Source organism: Polyangium sorediatum (assembly GCF_029946465.1).
GTDB classification, from domain to species: Bacteria; Myxococcota_A; Polyangia; order Polyangiales; family Polyangiaceae; genus Polyangium; species Polyangium fumosum.
The window spans coordinates 13,489-34,878 of sequence record NZ_JARZHI010000083.1 but is presented as its reverse complement, the minus strand read 5'-3'; the positions used below and the strand labels follow the sequence as shown (position 1 = coordinate 34,878).

The window sequence follows — 21,390 nt, the reverse complement described above, 5'->3', positions numbered from 1 at the left end:
CGAATGTTCGCGGCGCGCTCCGCTGCCCGCCGAGGAGTCGAGATGCCGCCGCACCCGCCGAAGCACCACCACGGGCCCCCCCATCACCCGCCGCCGAAGCACCCGCTGCCGCCCTCCACGATCCGCGCGCTCCTCGCACCCCAAAGGCTCGAATCCCTCCTCGGGGCCTTCATCCCGGACGCCGCGGACCGCGCCTACGTCGCGCGGTGCATTCTCGAACAGGGGCCCACCCATCACCGCGGCGCGAGCTTCGCGCTCCTGGCCCTCACCGCGCTGCTCCTCGAACGCACGGGAGGCCTGCCGGCCGAACCTCCCGCCGGCGAGGCGGTGTCCGTCCCCCTTCGGTTGCCGCCCCACCTCGCGGACGAAAACGACGAGGATCAGGCCTATCCGCTGCGCATGCCGCTCGCGCCGATCGAGGCCATCGTCTCCGGAAAAGCTCCCGCGGCCGAGGCGCTCGTCGATTGCCTGCTCGACGGCCCGCCGCACCACGCGCTCGCGAACGCCGCGCTCGTGTGCGCGCTCGGCGCGTTGCTCGAGCGCTTCCCCGGGCCGTCGGGGGAGGCCCGCGGATGACGAGCTTGCCCAGGCACCTCGGGCAGGCCTTCCTCATGGCCGCGGGGGAGCTGGGCATGGCCAGCGCGGCGCGCCTCTTCGTCCGCGAGCTTTCGCAGATCGGCGGCGAGGCGCTCGTCGGCGAGGCCTGCGACATGCTCGGCCGCGAGTATCCCGTCTTCGATTTCGTGGCACACCGCTGGGGCTCCGGGCACCGGGATCCGACGCTTGATCCGATCCTCGACCCGGCGCCCGCGGCGCGCGCGCTCGAAGGCATCTCGCGGCTGCTCGTCATCGGGCTCGAGACCGACGCGCTCGACGCCCTCGTCACCGCATTGCCGGGCGTGGACATCGGCCTCGTCGCGGAGCCGTTCGGCGTGGAGCCGGACATGCGCCGCGTCCTCGCCAATTATGGAGATGCCGTTCGACCGGTCAGCTTGACCGAGTTCCGGCGCTGGGCGGGGAGGCGCAGCGCGCTCCTGACGTTCGTGTATGGCACCAATGGCCATACGGCCCACGTCGCCGCGACATGGCTCCGCGTCGCGGGGCCGGACGTGCGCCCGCAATTCCGTTCCCTCGTGGGCTGGGATGTCCTCGGGGAGCCCATGCGCCTCCATCCACGCTGGCTCGTGGAGACGGGCCGTGACGATTTCTCTGCGCTCGTCGGCCCTCCGCGCCGCTCGACCCTTTCCGGGCCGGAGGCCCACCCCGCACCGCTGTGACCCAGGCGCAAATCATCCTGAGCGGCATCCTGCTGCTCGCCCTCTTCCTCCAGGCGTTTTTGCCGTCGTACCGTGTGCTCGTGGTCTGCGCGGGCGCGGGCCTTTCGTGCCTCGCCACGACGCTGCTCGGCGTCGCCAATACCTCGCGGATCCTGGCCGAGGTGCCGTGGGACGTGCTGATCATCCTGGTCACGCTCGGCCTCGTCTCGCAGCTCCTGGCGGCGTCTCGCCTCTTCGATCGCCTCGCGCTCGTCGCGACCCGGGCGAGCCGCGGCGATCCGCATCGCCTCACGCTCGTGTTCGCGGTGGCCATGTATGGCGTGAGCGCGGTCGTGAACAACCTGACGGCGCTCGTCCTCGTGCTCCCGGTGCTGCACGTGCTCCTCAGGCTTGGCGGGACGAACCAGCGCTACGTGTCGTGGACGCTCGGCGTGCTGCTCGTCGCGTGCAATCTGGGCGGGGCGGCGACGCCGATCGGAGATTTCCCGGCCATCTTGCTGCTCGGCCGCGGCAGCATGACGTTCGTCGGTTATCTCGTGAACGCCGGGCCGGCGACCCTCGTGGCGCTCGGGGTGCTCCTCCTCGTGACGGCCCTCGTGGTGCGTCCTGCCAAAGGCATGCCGCGGGACCCGATCTCGGCGGGGATCGCGCGCGCCGTCATGACGGCGTTGCATCGGCGGATCACCCTCGATCGACGCATCTTCTGGCCGGCTGCGGCGTCGCTGCTGCTCATGATCGCGGCGTGGCTTTTTCTCCCGACCTCGCTCGGCGTCGGCCCGGAGCTCGTCTGCTGGCTCGGGGCGTCGCTCGCCCTGCTCCTCAATCGTGGCCTCGGCGAGAGGCTCACCCGCAATGGCCTCGAGGCGGAGGCCGTGCTCTTTTTGCTCTCGCTCTTCGTGATGGTCGGCGCCGTGCGCGACACGGGGCTCTTCGAGCTCGTCGCGCGTAGCCTCGAGCGCCTGCCGCTCTCCGGGGCCGGCCAGCTCTTCGTGTTCCTCCTCTTCGCAGGGGTGCTCACGGGCCTGTTCTCGGCGGGGCCGAGCATGGCCGCGCTCCTCGAAGTGGCGGAGTCGCTCGCGAAGCGTTTGCCGCCCTCGGCCGTGTACGTGGGCCTCGCGCTCTCGGTGTGCGCGGGCAGCTCCCTCTTTTTGACCGCGGCGACGTCCGGCCCGCTGGCCCAGGCGTTGACCGAGCGCGCAGACATCCGCGACCCGGAAGGGCGGCCGCTCCGGTTCGGCTTCTTCGACTTCCTGCCGACGGGGCTCGTGGGATTCGCCATCATCGAGGCGACGGCGATCGGGTATGCGGCGTGGGTCTTGGCCCGGGCGGGCTAAAGCTGCGTACAGCGGGCGCTCGTGCAGGCGTAGCCGTCGAGGCAATCACGACCGTCTCTGCAAGAGCGCTCGCAGACGCCGTCGACACAGGCATTGCCCATGCCGCAGGTCGCATCACTCACGCATTCGACGCAGCGCCGTTCGAGGCAGTACTGGAAGGCCGCATTCTTGCTCTCGCAGTCGGTCTGATTCGAGCACGGCACCGATTTCGGCGCGGGCGCACATGCGGCCCCTGCGAGGATGATTCCGACAGAAACAATGAACCAGCGTGTGAAGGAAGGTTTCACGTAGAGGACCTCCAACCGCTCGTTCGCAAAAGCAGAGAGCATGCCACGGGGAAAGCGTGGGGATCCCGCACGCGCGCGTGGCGTCTGGGATGGGAATTTCTCCGGGGTGCTGGGAATTTTTCCGGTCCCGGACGCCTCAGGTCCCCGCGTCGTCCGCGCTTCGATCCCGCAGCCGATACCCGACGCCCGGCTCCGTCACGAGCCATTTCGGCCGCGCCGGATTCGCCTCGATCTTCTTCCGCAGCTCGGCCATGTGCACGCGGACGTAATGCGGCTGGTTCGCATACGCCGGCCCCCAGACCTCTTTCAGGATGTGCTGGTGGGTCAGCACCTTCCCTGCGTTCTGCGCGAGCAGCACGAGGAGCTTGTATTCGATGGGCGTGAGGTGCACGTCCTGGCCGCCTTTTCGTACCTCCCGCCGCACGAGATCGATGCGCAGCTCGCCGATCTCGATCGTCTGCACCCCGCTCGACGTCACGCCCGCGGCCGCGTGCCGGAGCGCGACCCGCATCCGCGCGAGCAGCTCGTTCACGCCGAAGGGTTTGGTCAGGTAATCGTCCGCCCCCGCGTCGAGCGCGGCCACCTTGTCGTCCTCGCGCCCCCGCGCCGAGATGACGATCACGGGCATCCGTCCCCATTCGCGGATCCGGCGCGTCAGATCGATTCCGTCGCCGTCCGGTAGACCGAGATCGAGGAGCAAAAGCTCCGGATTGTGCGTGCTCGCGAGCATGAGCGCCTCCGCGGAGGTGCCCGCTTCGAGCAGGCGATAGCCGTGCGACGTGAGCGTCGCGCGCATGAACCGGCGCATTTGGGGTTCGTCCTCGACGAGGAGGACGAGCGGGCGAAAGTCCGTCATGGGCGCGCCTCCTCGACGTGCGCAGCGACCTGCGGGGCGCCGCCGGGGATCGGCACGCGGATGCGAAAGTTCGCGCCGCCGGAGGCGCGATTCTCGGCCGCGATCGTGCCGCCGTGCGCCTCGACGATCGCCTTGCAGATCGCGAGCCCGAGCCCCGCGCCGACCGCGGTCGTATGCCCTCCGCGGTAAAACTTCTCGAAGATGCGCGACTCGCTCCCCGCGGCGAGCCCGGGGCCCGCGTCGGCCACCTCGACGACGACCCCGCCGGGCTCGCCGCGGGCGACGACCTCGATCGGCGATCCGGGCGGCGTGTAGCGCGCTGCATTCTCGAAGAGGTTGATGAACACCTGCTCGAAGAGTACGGGATCCACGGACAGGAGCGGTAACGCTTCCGGGAACGTGACGTTCACGGGCCGGTCCCCGAGCTTGCGTTCGAGCCGCGTCAGCGCGGAGCCGACGAGCTCTTCGAGCGGCACCCACGCGCGCTTCAGCGCGACCGGGCCGGCTTCGAGGCGCGTCATGTCGAGCAGGTTCGCGACCAGCCGTTCGAGCCGCTCGGCCTCCTCGCAGATCGAGTCGAGCAGCTCGGCGCGGGTGGTCTCGCCGAGGCCCCCGTCGTCGCGCAGCGCCGTGGCCGAGCCCGTGATCGCCGAGAGCGGCGTGCGAAGGTCGTGCGAGACCGCCGAGAGGAGCGAGCTGCGCATCTCCTCCGTTTTCGCGCGCAGGGCCGCGCTGTTCGCCTCGCTCGTGAGCCGCACGCGCTCGAACGCGAACGCCGCCTGCCGGCAGAAAGCATCGAGGAACGCGCGTTGCTCGGCCCCGAGCGGCGTCGCGCTCTTCGGCGCGAGCACGAGCACGCCGAGCGGCGCGCCGCGCACGGAGAGCGGCGCACATACGACCTTCGATCCCGGGAGCGTGTCCGTGCCCAGGCCCGAAGGACGCGCGTGCTCGAAAGCCCAGCGGGCGACCGCAAGATCGGCCGTATCGAGGGACGCCGCGGCCGGGGCGACGGCGACCGCCTGAAGCGCGCCGTCGGCCCTGGATTGCAGCACGTGCGCCGCTGCTTCGAAGACCTGCTCGGCGTGGCCCGCGACGGCCGAGGCGACGGCCCCGGTATCGTCCGCCGCCGCGAGATCCCGGCTGAGATCGTAAAGCGCGGCGGTCTGCGCCTCGCGATGCCGCGCGTCTTGCTCCTGCCGCCGGATGCGGGCCGTCAGCGCGCTGAGGAGCAGGCCGACGCCGAGCATCATGGCGAACGTCAGCAGGTACTTCGCGTCGGCCACGTCGAACGTGTGGAAGGGCGGGACGAAGAAGAAATCGTAACAAGCCACCGCCAGGATCGACGCGAGGATCGAGGGGCCTCGCCCGAAGCGCACGGCCGCGAGCATGACGCAGAGCACGTAAAGCACTTCGAGATCGGGGACGGGGTAGATTGCGCGCACGGCCGCCGCGAGCACGGTGGTGGCCGCCACGAGCAGCACGGCCGACCCATACATCACGGGCCGCGCCGACTCCTTCGGCAGCTCCGGCGGCGCCGGCGCCGTCTCGGCGCTCTCGCTGCCGCTGATGACGAGCACGTCCACGTCCCCGCTGCCGCGCACGACCTCGTCGAGAAGCGAGCCACGGAGCCGGTCGCGGAGGCGAGAATGGGTCGGCTTGCCGATGATGATCCGCGTGACGTTGTGCTTGCGCGCGTAGCGCAGGAGCGCCTCGGAGATGCTCGCGCCCGAGAGCCGCGTCACGGCGCCGCCGAGCGTCTCTGCGAGGCGCAAATGGGCTTCGAGCCGCGCCCGATCGGCCTCGCTCGGCGCCTTCGCCGCGGGCGACGCGACGTACGCGGCGACCCACGGCGCGCGCAGGCCCGCGGCCATCCGCGCCGCCGCGCGCAAAAGCCGGCCCGAGCTCGGCGCGGGGCTGATGCACACGAGGATCCGCTCGCCGGCCGGCCAGGGCGTGATCACGCCGTGCTGCTCGCGATACTCGCGCATGTCCACGTCGACGCGCTCCGCCGTCCGCCGCAGCGCGAGCTCGCGCAGCGCGAGCAGGTTGCCGCGCTGGAAGAAATGCGCGGCCGCGCGTTTCGCCTGCTCCGGCAGATAGACTTTTCCTTCGCGCAGGCGCGCGAGCAGCTCCTCGGGCGCGATGTCGACGAGCTCGATCTCGTCGGCGCGATCGAGGATCGAATCGGGGATCGTCTCGCGGACCTGGATGCCCGTGATCTGCGCGACGACGTCGTTCAGGCTCTCGACGTGCTGCACGTTGACGGTCGTGAAGACGTCGATGCCCGCGTCGAGCAGCTCGAGCGCGTCTTGCCAGCGCTTCGCATGCCGGGATCCGTGGACGTTCGTGTGGGCGAGCTCGTCGAGCAGCAGCAGCCCGGGCCTCCGCGCGAGCGCGGCGTCGAGGTCGAACTCGTCGAGGGCGCGCCCGCGATACTCCACCTTGCGCCGCGGCAGCACGTCGAGCCCTTCGAGCAGCGCCTCCGTCTCCGCGCGCCCGTGTGTCTCCACGATCCCGGCGACGACGTCGACCTTCTGTTCGAGCGCCCGTTCGCGCGCGACCTGGAGCATGCGGTACGTCTTTCCGACGCCGGGGGCGAACCCGAAGAACACGCGGAGCCGCGCGCGGTGTTCGCGTCCCTCTTCGGCGTGCGCCCTCCGTACGAGCGCGTCGGGATCGGGTCGGCTGTCGGGATCGGTCATGGATGGGCTTTCGCCTGATCGAGCGCGAGGTTCAGGCGTAACACGTTCACGCGCGGCTCGCCGAGGACGCCGAGGATACGGCCCTCCACGTGCGCGTCGACGAGGCCGCGGACGCGGGCCGGATCGAGCGCGCGGGCCCGCGCGACGCGGGCGACCTGGAAATGAGCGGCCGCCGGCGAGATGTGCGGATCGAGGCCGCTGCCCGAGGCCGTGACGAGGTCGACCGGAATGGGCGCGGCATGGCCCGGGTCTGCCTCGCGAAGCGCCGTGATGCGCGCCGCGACGGCGTCTCGGAGCGCTGGGTTCGTCGGCCCGAGGTTCGAGCCGCTCGACGCCGCCGCATTGTAGGGATGGCTCGGCGTCGCGGACGGGCGACCCCAGAAGTATCGCGGATCATCGAACGGCTGCCCGATCAGCTCGGAGCCGACGATTCTTCCCCCCTCATGGATCAGGCTGCCATTCGCGCGCGCCGGAAAGGCCGCTTGCGCGACGGCGGTGACGAGCAGCGGATACACGACGCCCGTCAGGAGCGTGAATGCGGCGAGCAGTGTGATCGCGGGACGGAGGAGCGATTTCATCTTTGATTCCTTTCAGCCGACGCCGAGGCCCGCGAGCACGAGGTCGATGAGCTTGATGCACGGGAACGGCAGCACCACGCCGCCGAGGCCATACACGAGCAAGTTCCGCCGGAGCAGCGCGGGCGCGGGCGCGGGGCGGTACCGGATGCCGCGGAGCGCGATGGGGACGAGCGCGATGATGACGAGCGCATTGAAGATCACGGCCGACAGGATGGCCGTGGCCGGCGAATGCAGCCGCATCACGTTCAGCGCGCCGAGCGCGGGGTAGGTCGCGGCGAACGCGGCCGGGATGATGGCGAAGTATTTGGACACGTCGTTCGCGATGCTGAACGTCGTCAGCGCGCCGCGCGTCATGAGCATCTGCTTTCCGATCTCCACGATGGCGAGCAGCTTCGTCGGGTTGGAGTCGAGATCCACCATGTTCCCCGCCTCCTTCGCGGCCTGCGTGCCCGTGTTCATCGCCACGGCCACGTCGGCCTGCGCGAGCGCGGGCGCGTCGTTCGTCCCGTCGCCCGTCATCGCGACGAGGTGCCCTTCCTGCTGGTAGGAGCGAATCATCGCGAGCTTCTGCTCGGGCGTCGCCTCGGCGAGGAAATCGTCGACGCCGGCCTCGGCCGCGATCGCCGCGGCGGTGAGCGGGTTGTCGCCCGTGATCATCACCGTGCGAATGCCGATGTGGCGTAGCTCCGCGAATCGCTCCTGGATCCCGCCCTTCACGATGTCCTTGAGCTCGACCACGCCGAGCACCCGCGCCCCGTCCGCGACGACGAGCGGCGTGGATCCCTGCTTCGCGACCTCGTCCACGAGCGCCTTCACCTCGGCCGGGACGCTTCCGCCCTGCGCCTCGACGAACTTCGTCACGGCGTCGGTCGCGCCCTTCCGGATGAGACGCCCGTCGAGATCGACCCCGCTCATCCGCGTCTGCGCCGTGAATGGCACGAACGTCGCGCCGAGCGCGTGCACGTCCCGCGCCCGCAATGCAAAACGCTCCTTCGCCAGCACCACGATGCTGCGGCCCTCCGGCGTCTCGTCGGCGAGGGACGAGAGCTGCGCCGCGTCCGCGAGCTCGCTCTCCTGGATCCCAGGCGCGGGCAGGAAGGCCGTCGCTTGCCGATTGCCGAGCGTGATCGTGCCCGTCTTGTCGAGCAAGAGCACGGTCACGTCCCCGGCGGCCTCGACGGCGCGCCCCGAGGTCGCAATCACGTTCGCCTGGACCATTCGATCCATCCCCGCGATGCCGATCGCGGAGAGCAGCCCGCCGATCGTCGTGGGAATGAGACATACGAGCAAGGCGCAGAGCACGGTGAGGCTCACGGGCGCGCCTTGCCCGGAGCTCGCGACGGCATATTTCGAGAAGGGCAAGAGCGTCACGGTCGCGAGCAAAAACACGATCGTGAGCGCCGCGAGCAGGATGTCGAGCGCGATCTCGTTCGGCGTCTTTTTCCGTTTGGCGCCCTCGACCATCGCGATCATGCGGTCGAGGAAGGTCTCGCCCGCGTTCTCCGTGATGCGCACGAGCAGCCAATCCGAGAGCACGCGTGTCCCGCCCGTGACGGCGCTGCGGTCCCCGCCGCTCTCGCGAATGACGGGGGCGCTCTCGCCCGTGATGGCGCTCTCGTCGACCGAGGCGACCCCTTCGATCACCTCCCCATCGCTGGGCAGGGTATCTCCGGCTTCAACCAGCACGACGTCGCCGCGGCGGAGCGTCGAGGAATCGACCTCCTCGCGCCGCGCGTCGAGCCGCGGCGCGTCCAGGCGCTTTGCGTTCACGTTTTTCCGGGTCTTCCGGAGCGCGTCCGCTTGCGCCTTGCCACGCCCTTCGGCCATCGCTTCCGCGAAATTGGCGAAAAGGACGGTGAACCAGAGCCAGAGCGAAACGGCGAGGATGAAGCCGGCGGGGGCCTCGCCGCGACCGGTGATCGCCGCGTGGAGGAAGAGCACCGTCGTGAAGGCGCTGCCGACCTCCACCACGAACATGACCGGGTTTTTGATCATCCGCCGCGGATCGAGCTTGCGGAATGCGTCGACGGCCGCGCGGCCGACGATGGCGCGCTCGAAGAGCGGACGAGCCTGGGTTCGGGTCGTCATGAGGGGGCTCCATTCACCTTGCAAACAGGGAGAGATGCTCGACCACCGGGCCGAGCGCGAGCGCCGGGACGAACGTGAGCGCACCGACGAGCAGAATCGTCCCGACGAGCAAAAGCACGAAGAGCGGCGTGTGTGTCGGCAACGTCCCGGCGCTCGGGGGGATCGATTTCTTCCGCGCGAGGGACGCAGCCAGGGCCAGGACGGGGACGAGGACCCAGTAACGGCCGATCAGCATGCAGAGGCCGATGGCCGTCGTGTAAAACATCCCGCTCACGGTGAGCCCGCCGAAGGCAGAACCGTTGTTGTTCGCGCCGGACGAGAAGGCATAAAGGATCTCGCTGAAGCCATGGGCGCCGGGGTTGCCGAGGGGCGCGGTGCCCGCGGGCGTCGCGCTCGCGAGGGCCGTGCCGACGAGCGCCGCCGCGGCCGGGAGCAGGATGACGAGCGAGGCCATTTTCATCTCGAAGGCCTCGATCTTCTTGCCGAGGTACTCCGGCGTGCGCCCGACCATCAGGCCGGCGATGAACACGGCGATGACCGCATACATCAGCATCCCGTAGAGCCCCGAGCCCACGCCGCCGAACACGATCTCGCCGAGCTGCATGAGCCACATCGGGACGAGCCCGCCGAGCGGCGTGAAGCTGTCGTGCATCGCATTCACGGCGCCATTCGAGGCCGCCGTCGTCGCGGTCGCCCAGAGCGCGCTGTCGACGACGCCGAAGCGCGCCTCCTTGCCCTCCATGTTCCCGCCGGGCTGGAGCGCGCTCGCGCCCTGATCGACGCCGAGGCTCGAAAGGATGGGATTTCCGTGCTGCTCGGCCGCCACCGCGACGCAGAGCAGGGGCACGAAGATCACGAGCATCGCCGCGAAGACGGCAACGCCCTGCCGTTTGTCCTTCACCATTGCGCCGAACGTGAAGCAGAGCGCCGCGGGGACGAGCACGATCGAGATCACCTCCAGCAGGTTCGTGAGGGCGTTCGGGTTCTCGAACGGGTGCGCCGCGTTCACGTTGAAAAAGCCGCCGCCGTTCGTCCCGAGCTGCTTGATGGCGATCTGCGAGGCCGCGGGCCCGAGCGCGAGGATCTGCCGGGCGACGCCGGTCCCGTCGCCGGAGGTCGTCGGGTCGAGCAGATCCGCGACGTGATGCGCGGCGAACGTCTGCACGACGCCCTGCGAAACGAGCAAAAGGGCGAGGACGAACGAGAGCGGCACGAGCACGTAGAGCGTGCTCCGCGTCAGGTCGACCCAGAAGTTGCCGATGCCCTCCGCCGTGCGCCGCGTGAACCCTCGTATCAACGCGACGAGGACGGCCATGCCCGTGCCCGCGGAGACGAAGTTCTGCACGGTGAGCCCGAGCATTTGCGTGAGGTGCGAGAGCGTCGTTTCGCCCGCATACGCTTGCCAGTTCGTATTGCTCGCGAAGCTCACCGCCGTGTTCCAGGCGACCTCCGGCGAGACCGCGCCGAGCCCGGCCGGATTCACGGGCAGGAGGGCCTGGAATCGCTCGAGCCCGTACACCACGAGCAGGCCGAACAGGTTGAAGAGAAGAACGGCCGCGGCATACCGCGGAAACGACATGTCCTCGTCGACACGAATCCCCGCGGCGCGATAGAAGAGGCGCTCGACCGGCCCGAACACGCGCGCGGCGAACTTGGCATTCCCCTCGTACACGCGGGCCATGTACGATCCGAGCGGAACGGCGAGCGCGACGAGCACGAGCAGGAAAAGCCCGCACCGGAAGACGGCATTCTCGATCACGACAACTTCTCCGGATAGAGGAGCGCGAAAAAGAGGTAGGCGAACAGGAGAGCGGCGAGCACGCCGCCGAGGTTCGTCAGGGTCGCCATGGCGTCAGACTTTCTCGCAGAGCCGCACGAGGCCCCACGACACGAGGAAAAACGCTGCGGTGAGGGCCAGAAAAACGGCGTCCATGGCTCAACTCCTCCCGCGCCGTCCGCGGCTGCGGAGGCGCGTGATGCAGGGGCCGAAGAGGCCCTTCAGCGCGAAAAAAGACATCAACATGCCGACCGAGCCCACGGCGCCCCAGGGGCCCGGCCGGCCGGCGTCGTACACCACGAGCAAGAGCCCGATCCCGAGCCAGACCCAGAGCAGGCTCTTCTGCTCGGCGCGCCCGTCGGCATCAGGATCGATTCCGGTCGTTTCATTTCGTCGGTAGGGGTTCATGGTCAAAACCACGTCGTCGCGCCGAGCGTGACGGTGTCCTCCGCATGGCGGTTCGGCACGAACGGCGTATCCACGCCGTTCCCTTCGACGTCGCCGCCGAAATACATGTCCCCCGCCGCGTGATCGTGGCGGTATTCGAGCCGGAAGGAGGCTCGCTCGTGCGGGCGGAAGTCCGCCGTCGCCGTGCCGGACGCGACCCAGGAGACCGGCCAGAAGAGGGGCGCGGCCGTGCCCTCGGGGCTCTCCGGCACCCGCTCGTGGAACGCGTCCCCGCGCGCCGCGAGGAAGAGCTTGTCCGAGACGCGGAAACGCGCATAAAGCGCGCCCGCGATCCAGGCGCTCGTGCCAAAACGGTTGGGCTCCGTCCCGCCATTGACGTGGGCGATGAACGAGAGCCGGTTCGTCGGGTGGACCGTGGCGTGCACGTCCACGAGGTGCCGCCACGCGCGGCCCTCGGGGGCGCCTCGGGGCCGCTCCACGCCCGTGAAGTAGAGGAACGAGAGCGCGAGCTTTTCCGGCCGCGTGTACGTGACCTGCGCGGCGAGCGATTTCTCCTCGTTGTTGTCGACGACGCTGTTCCAGCCGTTGTAGCAGGCGAGCGTCAAGGCCCAGGCGTCGCTCAGCGGATACGTGACGCGCGCGCCGGTGTGGTAGAACGGAAGCCCGAAAAACAGGTTCGAGCGGGAGAAGTTCCAGCTATCGCGCACGGCCATCGCCTCGGGCCCGATCGGCGAGAGGAAGAGGCCGGCCTGGACGAGGAGCCCGCGCCCGACGTCGAAGCGATACCCGGCGTAGGCTTGCTGGACGTACTTCCAGAGCTCTGCGCCCGTGGCGTTCGTCCCGCTCGCGCCCGCGAGCGCCGGCTCGGCGAGGTAATACGTGCTCGGCGTGTGCCCCACCTGGAGCGTCACGAGGCCCGAGAGCCGCTCTACGTCCCAGGTCGCGGAGAGCGCGACGTTCGAGAGCGTGAACGTATTGTGTCGGTTGTCGAACCCTCGATAGTGCGTGATGCCATTCGAGGGGCGCTCGAAATTCCACTGGTAGAACGCCTCTGCATACCCGCCGAGCTGGAACGTGGCGGGGGGCGGGGCCTCGTCCGCGCGCGCCGCGGGGACGGAGCCGAGGAGCAGAGCCGTCGCGCCGAGGACGGCGCGAGGATCAGGGAGCATGCCGGCGAGCTGCATGCCCCATGTATAGGGCGTTCCGTGTCAGGGGGACGTCAAGGTCCCGCGGCCGCGTATCAAGAAAGTATCAAGATTGCCCGGGTGACGTCGGGGACTGCCGGAATGGGGTTACCCTCGGGCCTCATGACGATCGACCCCTCCCAAGTGCCATCTACGAGCGTGCATGCGCCGTCCGTGGCGCATGCAGCGCACGCGGCTCGCTGGCCGCTCCTCCTCGGCGCGCTCGGCGTCGTGTTCGGCGACATCGGCACGAGCCCCCTCTACGCCATCAAAGAGTGCTTCAGCCCCGCGAGCACGCACCGGGTCGACGCCACGCCGGAGAACGTCCTCGGCGTCCTGTCGCTCGTCTTCTGGTCCCTCTTGATGGTCGTGACGGTCAAGTACCTGACCTTCATCTTGAAGGCCGACAACCAAGGCTCGGGCGGCATCCTCGCGCTGCTCGCGCTCGTCCCCCCGCGCAAGGACGGCAGCGCCATTGCGGGTCCGCTCGTCCTCCTCGTCCTCTTCGGCGCGGCGCTTCTTTATGGGGATGGCGTCATCACGCCTGCCATCTCGGTGCTCTCCGCGATGGAGGGGCTCGAAGTCGCGACGACGTCCCTCAAGCCGGCCGTCGTCCCGCTGACCGTCGTCGTCTTGCTCGCGCTCTTTTTCGTGCAGAAGCGCGGCACCGCGGGCATTGGCAACGTCTTTGGTCCGATCACGCTCGTCTGGTTCGTGACGATCGCGGCGCTCGGCGTCCGCTGGATCTGGATCGAGCCCTCCGTGCTCGCGGCGGTCGACCCGCGGCACGCCGTCGCGTTTTTCCTCGCGCACAAGACCCACGGCTTCTTGCTCCTCGGCGCCGTCGTCCTTTGCATCACCGGCGGCGAGGCGCTTTATGCCGACATGGGGCATTTCGGCCGCGGCCCGATCCGCACGGTCTGGTATGCGGTCGTCTGGCCGGCGTTGCTCCTCAATTACTTCGGCCAGGGCGCGTGCCTCCTCCGCAATCCCTCGGCGTCGGCGAACCCCTTTTATGCCCTCGTCCCCTCCTGGGCCCTCTACCCGACGGTCGCCATCGCCACCGCGGCCACGATCGTCGCCTCGCAGGCGCTCATCTCCGGCGCCTTCTCGCTCACGCAGCAGGCCGTGCAGCTCGGGTACTTCCCGCGCGTGACCATCATCCACACCTCGAAGGAGACCGAAGGCCAGATCTTCATCCCCGAGATCAACCGCGCGCTCTCTGTCGCGTGTGTCTTCCTCGTGCTCTGGTTCCAGAACTCGAGCGCGCTCGCCGCCGCCTACGGCATCGCCGTCACGGGCACGATGGGCATCACGACGGTCGTCTATTTCGTCGTCGTGACGCAGCGCTGGAAATGGCCGCTCTGGAAGGCGCTCCCGCCCGTCCTGCTCTTCCTCAGCATCGACCTCGCGTTCTTCGGCGCGAACGCGGCGAAGTTCTTCCACGGCGGCTGGTTCCCCATCGTGATGGGCGCCGCGATCTACGCCGTGATGACGACCTGGAAGACCGGCCGCCGCATCCTCGGCGAGTCCTTCAAGGCGAACCTCCTCCCGCTCGAATCGTTCCTGCGTGACGTGGAAGAAAAAAAGCCCCACCGCGTGTCGGGCACGGCCGTGTTCATGGCGTCGAACCCGCAGGGCACGCCGCCCGTGCTGCTCCACCATTTCATCCACAACAAGATCCTCCACGAGCAGGTCGTGCTCCTCTCCGTGGTGAACGAGCGTGTCCCGGAGATCACGCCCGACGCGCGTGTCTCCGTGGACGACATGGGCCACGGGTTTTATCGGGTGACGGCGCGGTACGGCTTCATGCAGACGCCCCACGTGCCGAGCGTGCTCGCCGCGTGCAAGGACCACGGCCTCGACGTGGACCTCAAGAACACGAGTTATTACCTCGGCCGCGAGACGCTCCTGCCGACGGGGAGATCACGCATGATGAAGTGGCGCAAGGACCTCTTCGCGTTCATCTCGCGCAATGCCCGCCCGGCGACGGCCTACTTCGGCCTGCCGCCGGGCCGGGTCGTCGAGCTGGGAATGCAGATCGATCTGTGAGGGGCGGGGCGCGGCGCTCGCGAACCCGGGTGGGCTCGCGAGCGCGCGGCGGGGGAGGGGAGGGCGTGATCAGTCGCCGGTCGTCAGCAGGTTGTGCGTGTCGAGGTCGGCCTCATGAATGCCGTAACGACCGCCCGGGATCAGCACCTCGTCGTCGTCGATGATCGGCCTGAGGTTCGAGCTGTTGTACGAGTACATCGCCGGGAAGTAGGCCGTGGAGGTCGGCGTCGTCGGATCGTCCAGGTCCGCCATGAGAACGCCGCCGTACAGGTAGAAGAAGGCGCGGCGCTCGGCGGCGCCGAGCAAGATCGAGTATTGCGGGCGATTCACGTTCGACAGGACCTGGAACGTATCGTTGTTGCCGCTCCTCGGCTTGAGGATGCTGAACAGTTGGGAGTGGCTCGGGTACCACACGAGGTCGTGCGTGACGACGGGCCTGTCGTCGTCGATGAACAGCTCGCGCACGATGCGGTTCGCGAACAGGTGCCGGTTCTCGAGCTCGGCCTTGTTGCTCTTGAGCTTCAGCCTCGAGACGGCGGTCTCGATGTACTGCGAGCCCCAGACCTGATCCCGCGTGAAGATCGTCGAGCCATCCTTCGCGATGATCGTGCCGGGCACGTTGATCCCCGCTTCGAGCTTCGGCTGCGCGGGCTTCTTCAGGTCGAGCTTCTTCAGGAAATATCGGGCATGCGACCGCGTGTCGCCCGCGACCTGCTCCGGCTTCTTGACGGTGATGTAGAGGTCGTCGTCGTGCCCGCTCATCGCGACGAACTCCTCGGCCGGCGCCGGCGTCACGTCGATCGCGGGCAGGATCGTCGGCTGCGAGGGGTTCGACAGGTTCACGAGCTTGACCTGGGCCTTTTGCCGGATGTGCTCCCCTTCATCCCCATACCAGGGGCCGTAGCAGTGTTCATACGCGTCCGCCTGCTCCGGGGAGATCGGCGTGCAGGTCGTCTCCAGGTTCGTGATGACGCATTCGGCGAAGCCGCCGTTGCAGGAAGACGGGCCGCCGTTGACCGTCGTGCAGGTCCGCCTGCCGGCGAGGAAGCAGCCCTGCTCGCCGTCGCAGGCAGAGTAGCTCGTGGGGTACCAGGTGCAGATGTCGAGCGTCACCGGTTCCGTGACCTGGCTCGTCTGGGCGAATCCGAGGGTCTTTTTCCCGACGACGCCCGTGGTGTTGTAATAAGCAGACGCGTCGCTCGACAGCTCCGTCGTGACGAGCTGCCCACGCTCGACCGGGTGCTTCGGGTTCGAGAGGTCCCAGACCTTGATGGTCGTCTCGTAGGTCGGGTAGGCAAGCCACTTGCCGGACACGGCGACGAACAGATCATCCACCTGGTAGTGCTGCGCGTTCGCCGGCACCTCGATCGTCGCCACGGGCGTGCCGGTGTCGACGGGCTGGTTGTTCCGGATGATGTCGACCTTGGCCTTCGCGTTCGGATCGTACCAGTACCAATAACTGTCGTCGTCCGGGCTGCGGAGGCGCGCGCGGTAATTGCCGTAGACCCAGACCTTCGTGTAATCCGGCGCCACGCTGAGCTCGCCGACCTTCTCGGGCGCGTCGAGGTTCGATTGATCCCAGATGCGGAGCTGCGTCTCGGAGAGGTTCGCCCCGTTCGTCGCGTCGAGCTTGAACGTGCGACGGACCGAATCGGGATGGTTCATGATGCCGCGACGCGTGATCGTCGACGCCGAGAACGTGAAGATCTGGACGGCGGACTCGTAGGTCCAGTTGCTCCAGGTATCGTCCGTGTACTTGTAGCCGGCGAAGGGCAGGAGCACGAGGCCCGTCTCGATCTCGCCCGTCGGCGCCGCCACGTTCACCGCGTTGTGGAGCACGCTGAACGCGCGGTGATCCCAGCTCGCCTCGGACCAGTTCCAGCCGTTGTCATCACCTTGCACCTCTTTGCGCGCGAGCAGCGGGTTCGGGTTTTCGAGGTTCGTGATGTCGTAGAGGCTGACGGCGAGCTTGCGGCCGTTCTGATCGTCGACGCCGATGCCGACGAGGCGCGTGTTGTTGAACGCGGGCCGGAAGAAGTCGTTCCAGCCGGAGACGATGAACTCGCTCTTCTCCTCGGCGTGGCCGTTCGCGTCGATCGAGAAGGCGTGGAACGGATCGAAATTGCGGTACGTCACGGCGAACGCCCGATCGTCGAGGAAGACCGCGGCGAAGAGGTTCATGTCCGCGCCGAAGGGCACGGCGTCGACGGGCGTGACGTTGTCGAGGTTCGTCGCGTCGAACGTCTGGAGGTAGCTATGCTGGCCCCAGCCCCATTGCGGGCCCGAGAAGACCCGGAGCTGGTCGTTCCGGTAGTCCATGTGGAATTGCGACCGGATGTAGCCGTTGACGGTCACCTCGTCGCGCTGGACCATCGTGCCGCCGTTGTCGGAGATGTCGATGATCGCGACGTCGCTCTGATGGTTCGACCACCAGTCCCTCTGGCGCGCCACGAGGAGCACCTCGTTGTCCGCGTGGATGGCCGAGACGTAGCCGCCGAGGGGCAACTCGCTCTTCTCCGTCAAGCCCGTCGGGCCGACGTCGAAGCTCTTCACGATGCTGCCCATGACCCATTCCCAGTTGCCCTGGTTGTTGACGAACCAGTCGTAATAACCCGACGCGATGAAGAGCGCGTCCTCGGTCGCGCCGTTTGCATAACGGCTCGTCTGGATGTTGCCCGGCACGGCGTGCTGCGAGAGCACGACGGGCTTCGACGGGTTCGAGATGTCGACGAGCAGGGCGGTGCTGCCCGAGAGTTGCTCGACTTCGAGGCTGTTCGGCTTGCCCTTGAAGCCGTTCCAGCCGTTCATCAAGAGGATCGCGCGGGTCCCGTCGACGTACATTTCGACCGGCACGCCGGCCACCTGGAGCTGGCCGACGACCTTGGGCGTGGTCACGTCACTGACGTCGATCACCTGCAAGCCGCGATACGCGTTGAGGTTCAGGAGGGTGCCATTGTTCATGACACGGTAGATGTCGCCCTCCTCGAGCTCCTGCTCCTCTTCCTCTTCTTCCTCCTCCTCTTCTTCCTCCTCTTCCTCCTCCTCGCCCCATAAGAACCGGTAGGTCGGGGCGTCGGCCGAGAGGAACGAGGTCGTCGCCTTTGCGGCCTCCTTGCTCTCGCCCGTGTTCTCTTCTCCATCCACCGTATTCGTGGCGCATCCCTGCCCAGCCACGAACAGGAGCGCGGTCAAGAGACCCGCCGTTCGTGCCGTGGGACCACGATTCAAAAAGCTGCGCATCGATTCGTTCCCTTCTTCCTTCACACACGATGAAGGAATAAAAGCATTCCTACCTAACCGACGCCTCCGGGAGGGTCAAGGCGCTTACGTGCCACGTTTGCAGGGACCGATGTGCCACGATGTGACACACGCGGCTTTGGGCCCTGCGTTCATCTCGAAATTCCCCGGCGGTTCGTGCAGGTGTGAAAGAAAAAATCATCTCGGCGGGGTTGCGACGAGTTCGTGCTTCCTGTGCGTCGCTCCGGAATCGAGTGCCGTGATGCGACATGCGCGCGCGTGTCCGGAGGGCCGCTGCGGCCCGCGCGCGAGGGGGCGCGTTCCGACTGCGCGGTCGTCCTTGCATCGGCGCGAAGGCGGCCGGGACACGTGCACGGCGTGGGATGCATCGGCGCGAAGGCGGCCGGGACACGTGCACGGCGTGGGATGCATCGGCGCAACGGGGGGTGGGACGGTGGGATCCGTGCGCTTGCGTCGATGCAAAGGCCGGCTGGACCCTGTCACGGCGATATTTGCGCGTGCGCAAGGGCTCCCGCGCCGCGGGCGCGACGTCCCTCGCGCACGTGCAAGGCACGTGGTGCAGATCGTTTGGCGTGTCTTGCGCGCGTGCAACACCCACCGAGCGACTGCCACCGGGCGCGTTGCGCGCGTGCACGGCGCGCCGCGCACCTGGCGGAAGGGTTGCCGCGTGCGCGTCCGCTTCTCCCTCCGGCCGTCCTCTGCGTTGACGCGCCTGGGCCGGGGACGCATTGAAGATGTGGGGGGCGCAGCCGCGACTGCGCCGGAAGGGGGAATCATGCCGTTCATCAGGTCCATGACGTTCGCATTTGCGCTGGCGACCAGCAGTCTCCTCGGGATGCCGCCCGCGCCGGCGCAGGCCAACATCGTCATCCCCCTGAGCTCCCAGCTCCTCGGCGCCGAGTTCGATACCCGTGCCAGGCCCGGCCGGGAGGGCGCTCCAATTCTCACACTTCATTCCCTCAGCCCGCTGCTGCGAGCGCGCCTCGTGGGAGGTGGGACCTACATCGCCGAGGCGGGCGACATCATCACCTCCGTCAACGACCGTCGGGTCCTGAACGAGGCCGGGCTCGCCGCGAGGTTGCGCGGCATGTCGAGCGGCGACGAGGTGAAGCTGGGGATCGTGGACGTCCGCACGGGCAGGACCGTGCACGTATGGGTGAAGCTCGATTAGCAAGACGCTGCCGCCCCGCCCTCGCCCGCACCCGCGCCCGCTTGCCGCTTCCGCTCCCGTCCCCCCTCGACTACCTTCCCGCCCGATGCAGCCGCTCCCCCCTGACGCCCTCCGCGAGGCCCTCTTCGACGCTGTCGACGAAGGCGACCTCGACCGCCTTTCCTCCCTCTGCGAGGCGCACGAGCAAGCCATCTGCGACGCCTTCCCCGGCTGGCGCACCGTCCCCGAGCCGTTCCGCGAGGGCCCGCGGCTGCGCTGGTACATCCAGGGCATGACCTCCGTCGCGCAGCACATGGCCGCGATGCGAGGTCGGCCCGAGCTCTTCGCGGCCCTCACCACCGTCCCCGAGGGCACCCAGGCCCTCCTCCGGCGCCTCGAACAGACCCTCGCCGACATTGACGCCCTCGCCGCGGAGGGCCGGTATGCCGAGGCCGAGACCATGGCCCGCGCCGCGCTCGCCGAGGCCGAGGGCTCCAAGGGCGGCCATCAGGCCATGCTCGTCGGCCGCCTCGGCGAATGCCTCTTCCACACCGGCCGCGTCGCCGAGGCCCGCGCGCCTTTCGAGCAGACCCTCACCCTTTGTGAAGAGTCGGGCGACGACCAGGGCGCCCTCGCCGCCCTCTTCTCCCTCTTCGAGGTCCACCGGTACCTCGGCGAGACGGCCGAGGCCGCCGCCAGGGCCGAGCGAATCGCCTCCGTCCTCGATCGACTCGGCGACGCCGACGAGGCCCGCGCCTTCCGCCGCCGCGCCGATCGTATCCGGGCCGGCGAGCCCCGGTGCCGCGTCGTCGCCCTCGTCGACGGCAAGCCCGCCGAGATCGACGAGCTCGGCGGCCTCCAGGGCTCCGTCCAGTTCATCTATGAGCGCAATCGGCCCGAGCTCCGCGCCTCGTCCATTGCCACCGAGGAGGGCGAGCGCCTCGGCGCGGCCGGTGAGTTCGTCCGGGCGCTCGAAGCCTTCCGCCGCGGCGCCGTCGCTGATCGGCATGCCCCTTCGCCCGTCTACCAGGCCGGCGTCACGTGCCTCTTCATGGGCCGCGCCGCCGAGGCCGCGGAGCTCTTCCGCAAAACGGAAGAGCTCGCCCCAGGCTGGTTCCGCTGCCGCGCCTACCGCCTCCTCGCCGAACGGATCGCCGCAGGCGCCCTCGAACCGGCCGTCTTCGCCCTCGTCTCCGACTTCGACCGCCCCGACCTCGACCCGGCGGAAAAAGCCCGACGCGCCCGGGAGGCCCTCGCGAAGGCCGACCTCGGCTTGCTCCACGTCGGACTCGGCGACGCCCTCGCGGCCCAGCGAAAACCGCTCGAAGCGCGCGCCGCCTACCGCCGTGGCCTCGACGTCGCCGAGGAGCCCGACGTCCGCACCCAGCTCCTCGTCAAGCTCGGCAACCTCGTCGACGACCCCGCCGAGCGCATGCGCCTCTACCAGGACGCCGTCGTCCTCGACGGAAACCTCCTCTTCGCCGCCGTCGCCCGCCTCTCGCTCGCGTCGCTTCCTTCTGCCTGACCGCTGAAAGATCCCGCCCTCGAAGCGCGTTTGTCGTTCGTTCGACACTCGGGGCTTCGGGTCGCCTTCGGCGCCCTTCGCCCCGAACCCCACGGTCGCGGACGTCGGAACTTCTCGCAAAACTTTTTTCGCCGGCCGCTGTCACAGAAGAACCGCCCGCCCCGATACCCGGGTTGAACCGCTCGTCGCACCAGGAGGAGGTTTCGATGCTCACCATCAAGGGTCTCGCCGTTCGTCTCGCCCTCGGTCTCGCTGCCCTCGCCGCCATTCCGGCCGTCTCGAACGACGCGGCGGCGTGTGGCGACGTCTTCATCCCCGAGATCGACCACCGCATTCAGGGCCTCGCGAGCGCCGAGAAGACCATGCGTGACGGCAAGATCGTGGCCTCGGCCCAGTCGATCGTGCGCATGTTCCCCGAGATCCGCAGCATCAACCCGGGCAAGGACGGCATGCTCCAGCGCGCCCAGCGCACCCTCGCGGTCGCCCTCGTCCGCACCGACGGCGGCATCGACCTCGACCCGACCTGGCGGGGCAAGACGACCGAGCAGCGCGCCAAGAACGTCGCCTGGGCCGTCGCGGCCCTCGAGCGGCTGCGCGAGCAGCGCAAGAACGATCCTTCCGTCGACACGGATCTCGGCGAGGCGCTCGCCAAGGTCGAGGGCCGCAAGGACGAGGCGCGCAGCTTGCTTCAGGGCCTCGCGGACCGCGACCTCATGGCCAGCCCGCAGGGCTACGCGGCTCTCGGCCGCCTCCAGCACGAGGCCGGCAACACGACCGCCCGCGACGCCGCCGTCCAGCGCTGCAACACGATGGCCAAGGACAGCTCCGTCTGCCAGGTGCCCACGAACTCGGGGGGCCAGAGCTAGCAGGCTGTCGATAAACTTGCTGCGCGCCCTGGATCGTCGGTCGTCGTC

Annotated in this window: 17 protein-coding genes; 7 read left to right on the top strand and 10 right to left on the bottom strand. The window is 68.6% G+C overall.

Going from position 1 to position 21,390, the window contains the following annotated elements; all coding sequences use genetic code 11:
• Positions 1 to 42 precede the first annotated feature (42 nt).
• The 3 genes from QHF89_RS43715 to QHF89_RS43705 are packed head-to-tail and all read left to right on the top strand — an operon-like array spanning position 43 to position 2,611.
• Positions 43 to 576: a hypothetical protein gene (locus QHF89_RS43715; protein ID WP_284721722.1), complete on the top strand. Its 534-nt coding sequence runs from the start codon at positions 43 to 45 to the stop codon at positions 574 to 576.
• The gene (locus QHF89_RS43710; RefSeq protein ID WP_284721721.1) at positions 573 to 1,277 is read left to right on the top strand and encodes a hypothetical protein; all 705 of its coding nucleotides are present in this window, start codon (positions 573 to 575) and stop codon (positions 1,275 to 1,277) included. The genes QHF89_RS43715 and QHF89_RS43710 overlap by 4 nt, the downstream gene beginning before the upstream one ends.
• Positions 1,274 to 2,611, top strand: a complete 1,338-nt coding sequence (locus QHF89_RS43705; RefSeq protein WP_136968054.1) for an ArsB/NhaD family transporter — start codon at positions 1,274 to 1,276, stop codon at positions 2,609 to 2,611. Before QHF89_RS43710 ends, QHF89_RS43705 begins: the two co-directional genes overlap by 4 nt.
• Here the strand turns inward: QHF89_RS43705 and QHF89_RS43700 are convergent.
• The 9 genes from QHF89_RS43700 to QHF89_RS43660 all read right to left on the bottom strand — a co-directional run bounded on the left by QHF89_RS43700 (position 2,608) and on the right by QHF89_RS43660 (position 12,476).
• On the bottom strand, positions 2,608 to 2,898 hold the full coding sequence (locus tag QHF89_RS43700; RefSeq protein WP_136968055.1) for a hypothetical protein: 291 nt from the start codon (positions 2,896 to 2,898) through the stop codon (positions 2,608 to 2,610). The genes QHF89_RS43705 and QHF89_RS43700 overlap by 4 nt on opposite strands.
• A gap of 136 nt (positions 2,899 to 3,034) precedes the next feature.
• Positions 3,035 to 3,754 (bottom strand): response regulator, encoded by a 720-nt coding sequence (locus tag QHF89_RS43695; protein ID WP_136968056.1) that lies wholly within the window; start codon positions 3,752 to 3,754, stop codon positions 3,035 to 3,037.
• A complete protein-coding gene (locus QHF89_RS43690; protein WP_136968057.1) occupies positions 3,751 to 6,456 on the bottom strand; it encodes a DUF4118 domain-containing protein in 2,706 nt (901 codons plus the stop codon). Before QHF89_RS43690 ends, QHF89_RS43695 begins: the two co-directional genes overlap by 4 nt.
• On the bottom strand, positions 6,453 to 7,034 hold the full coding sequence (kdpC, locus tag QHF89_RS43685; RefSeq protein WP_136968058.1) for a potassium-transporting ATPase subunit KdpC: 582 nt from the start codon (positions 7,032 to 7,034) through the stop codon (positions 6,453 to 6,455). The genes QHF89_RS43690 and kdpC overlap by 4 nt, the downstream gene beginning before the upstream one ends.
• A gap of 12 nt (positions 7,035 to 7,046) precedes the next feature.
• Positions 7,047 to 9,122 (bottom strand): potassium-transporting ATPase subunit KdpB, encoded by a 2,076-nt coding sequence (gene kdpB, locus QHF89_RS43680; protein ID WP_136968059.1) that lies wholly within the window; start codon positions 9,120 to 9,122, stop codon positions 7,047 to 7,049.
• Positions 9,123 to 9,135: 13 nt separating this feature from the next.
• Positions 9,136 to 10,881 (bottom strand): potassium-transporting ATPase subunit KdpA, encoded by a 1,746-nt coding sequence (gene kdpA / locus QHF89_RS43675; protein WP_136968060.1) that lies wholly within the window; start codon positions 10,879 to 10,881, stop codon positions 9,136 to 9,138.
• Positions 10,878 to 10,970 (bottom strand): K(+)-transporting ATPase subunit F, encoded by a 93-nt coding sequence (gene kdpF, locus QHF89_RS43670; protein WP_136968061.1) that lies wholly within the window; start codon positions 10,968 to 10,970, stop codon positions 10,878 to 10,880. The genes kdpA and kdpF overlap by 4 nt, the downstream gene beginning before the upstream one ends.
• Before the next feature lie 88 nt (positions 10,971 to 11,058).
• A complete protein-coding gene (locus QHF89_RS43665; protein ID WP_136968062.1) occupies positions 11,059 to 11,307 on the bottom strand; it encodes a hypothetical protein in 249 nt (82 codons plus the stop codon).
• Positions 11,308 to 11,309: 2 nt separating this feature from the next.
• Positions 11,310 to 12,476 carry an outer membrane beta-barrel protein gene (locus QHF89_RS43660; RefSeq protein ID WP_284721720.1) on the bottom strand — a complete coding sequence of 389 codons (1,167 nt, stop codon included), beginning with the start codon at positions 12,474 to 12,476 and terminating at the stop codon, positions 11,310 to 11,312.
• A gap of 138 nt (positions 12,477 to 12,614) precedes the next feature.
• Between QHF89_RS43660 and QHF89_RS43655 the strand changes: the two genes are divergently transcribed.
• The gene (locus tag QHF89_RS43655; RefSeq protein ID WP_136968064.1) at positions 12,615 to 14,543 is read left to right on the top strand and encodes a potassium transporter Kup; all 1,929 of its coding nucleotides are present in this window, start codon (positions 12,615 to 12,617) and stop codon (positions 14,541 to 14,543) included.
• A 69-nt stretch (positions 14,544 to 14,612) separates the two neighbouring features.
• Here QHF89_RS43655 and QHF89_RS43650 read toward each other — a convergent pair whose 3' ends face one another.
• Positions 14,613 to 17,783, bottom strand: a complete 3,171-nt coding sequence (locus QHF89_RS43650) for a beta-propeller domain-containing protein (protein ID WP_136968065.1) — start codon at positions 17,781 to 17,783, stop codon at positions 14,613 to 14,615.
• 811 nt (positions 17,784 to 18,594) lie between these two features.
• On the opposite strand from QHF89_RS43650, the gene QHF89_RS43645 reads away from it, so the two are divergent.
• The 3 genes from QHF89_RS43645 (at position 18,595) to QHF89_RS43635 (ending at position 21,342) form a co-directional block, all read left to right on the top strand.
• Positions 18,595 to 18,972: a PDZ domain-containing protein gene (locus QHF89_RS43645; RefSeq protein WP_136968066.1), complete on the top strand. Its 378-nt coding sequence runs from the start codon at positions 18,595 to 18,597 to the stop codon at positions 18,970 to 18,972.
• 85 nt (positions 18,973 to 19,057) lie between these two features.
• Positions 19,058 to 20,476 (top strand): tetratricopeptide repeat protein, encoded by a 1,419-nt coding sequence (locus tag QHF89_RS43640; RefSeq protein ID WP_136968067.1) that lies wholly within the window; start codon positions 19,058 to 19,060, stop codon positions 20,474 to 20,476.
• A gap of 206 nt (positions 20,477 to 20,682) precedes the next feature.
• Positions 20,683 to 21,342 carry a tetratricopeptide repeat protein gene (locus QHF89_RS43635; protein ID WP_284721719.1) on the top strand — a complete coding sequence of 220 codons (660 nt, stop codon included), beginning with the start codon at positions 20,683 to 20,685 and terminating at the stop codon, positions 21,340 to 21,342.
• Positions 21,343 to 21,390: the final 48 nt, after the last annotated feature.

Bases quoted from the DNA above. Each gene is read 5' to 3' on its own strand.
- kdpC (WP_136968058.1), bottom strand. From the start codon at position 7,034: ATGAAATCGCTCCTCCGTCCCGCGATCACACTGCTCGCCGCATTCACG.
- QHF89_RS43645 (WP_136968066.1), top strand. From the start codon at position 18,595: ATGACGTTCGCATTTGCGCTGGCGACCAGCAGTCTCCTCGGGATGCCG.
- QHF89_RS43635 (WP_284721719.1), top strand. From the start codon at position 20,683: ATGCTCACCATCAAGGGTCTCGCCGTTCGTCTCGCCCTCGGTCTCGCT.
- kdpB (WP_136968059.1), bottom strand. From the start codon at position 9,122: ATGACGACCCGAACCCAGGCTCGTCCGCTCTTCGAGCGCGCCATCGTC.
- QHF89_RS43655 (WP_136968064.1), top strand. From the start codon at position 12,615: ATGACGATCGACCCCTCCCAAGTGCCATCTACGAGCGTGCATGCGCCG.
- QHF89_RS43715 (WP_284721722.1), top strand. From the start codon at position 43: ATGCCGCCGCACCCGCCGAAGCACCACCACGGGCCCCCCCATCACCCG.
- QHF89_RS43665 (WP_136968062.1), bottom strand. From the start codon at position 11,307: ATGAACCCCTACCGACGAAATGAAACGACCGGAATCGATCCTGATGCC.
- QHF89_RS43710 (WP_284721721.1), top strand. From the start codon at position 573: ATGACGAGCTTGCCCAGGCACCTCGGGCAGGCCTTCCTCATGGCCGCG.
- QHF89_RS43690 (WP_136968057.1), bottom strand. From the start codon at position 6,456: ATGACCGATCCCGACAGCCGACCCGATCCCGACGCGCTCGTACGGAGG.
- QHF89_RS43640 (WP_136968067.1), top strand. From the start codon at position 19,058: ATGCAGCCGCTCCCCCCTGACGCCCTCCGCGAGGCCCTCTTCGACGCT.
- QHF89_RS43660 (WP_284721720.1), bottom strand. From the start codon at position 12,476: ATGCTCCCTGATCCTCGCGCCGTCCTCGGCGCGACGGCTCTGCTCCTC.
- QHF89_RS43695 (WP_136968056.1), bottom strand. From the start codon at position 3,754: ATGACGGACTTTCGCCCGCTCGTCCTCCTCGTCGAGGACGAACCCCAA.
- QHF89_RS43650 (WP_136968065.1), bottom strand. From the start codon at position 17,783: ATGCGCAGCTTTTTGAATCGTGGTCCCACGGCACGAACGGCGGGTCTC.
- kdpF (WP_136968061.1), bottom strand. From the start codon at position 10,970: ATGGCGACCCTGACGAACCTCGGCGGCGTGCTCGCCGCTCTCCTGTTC.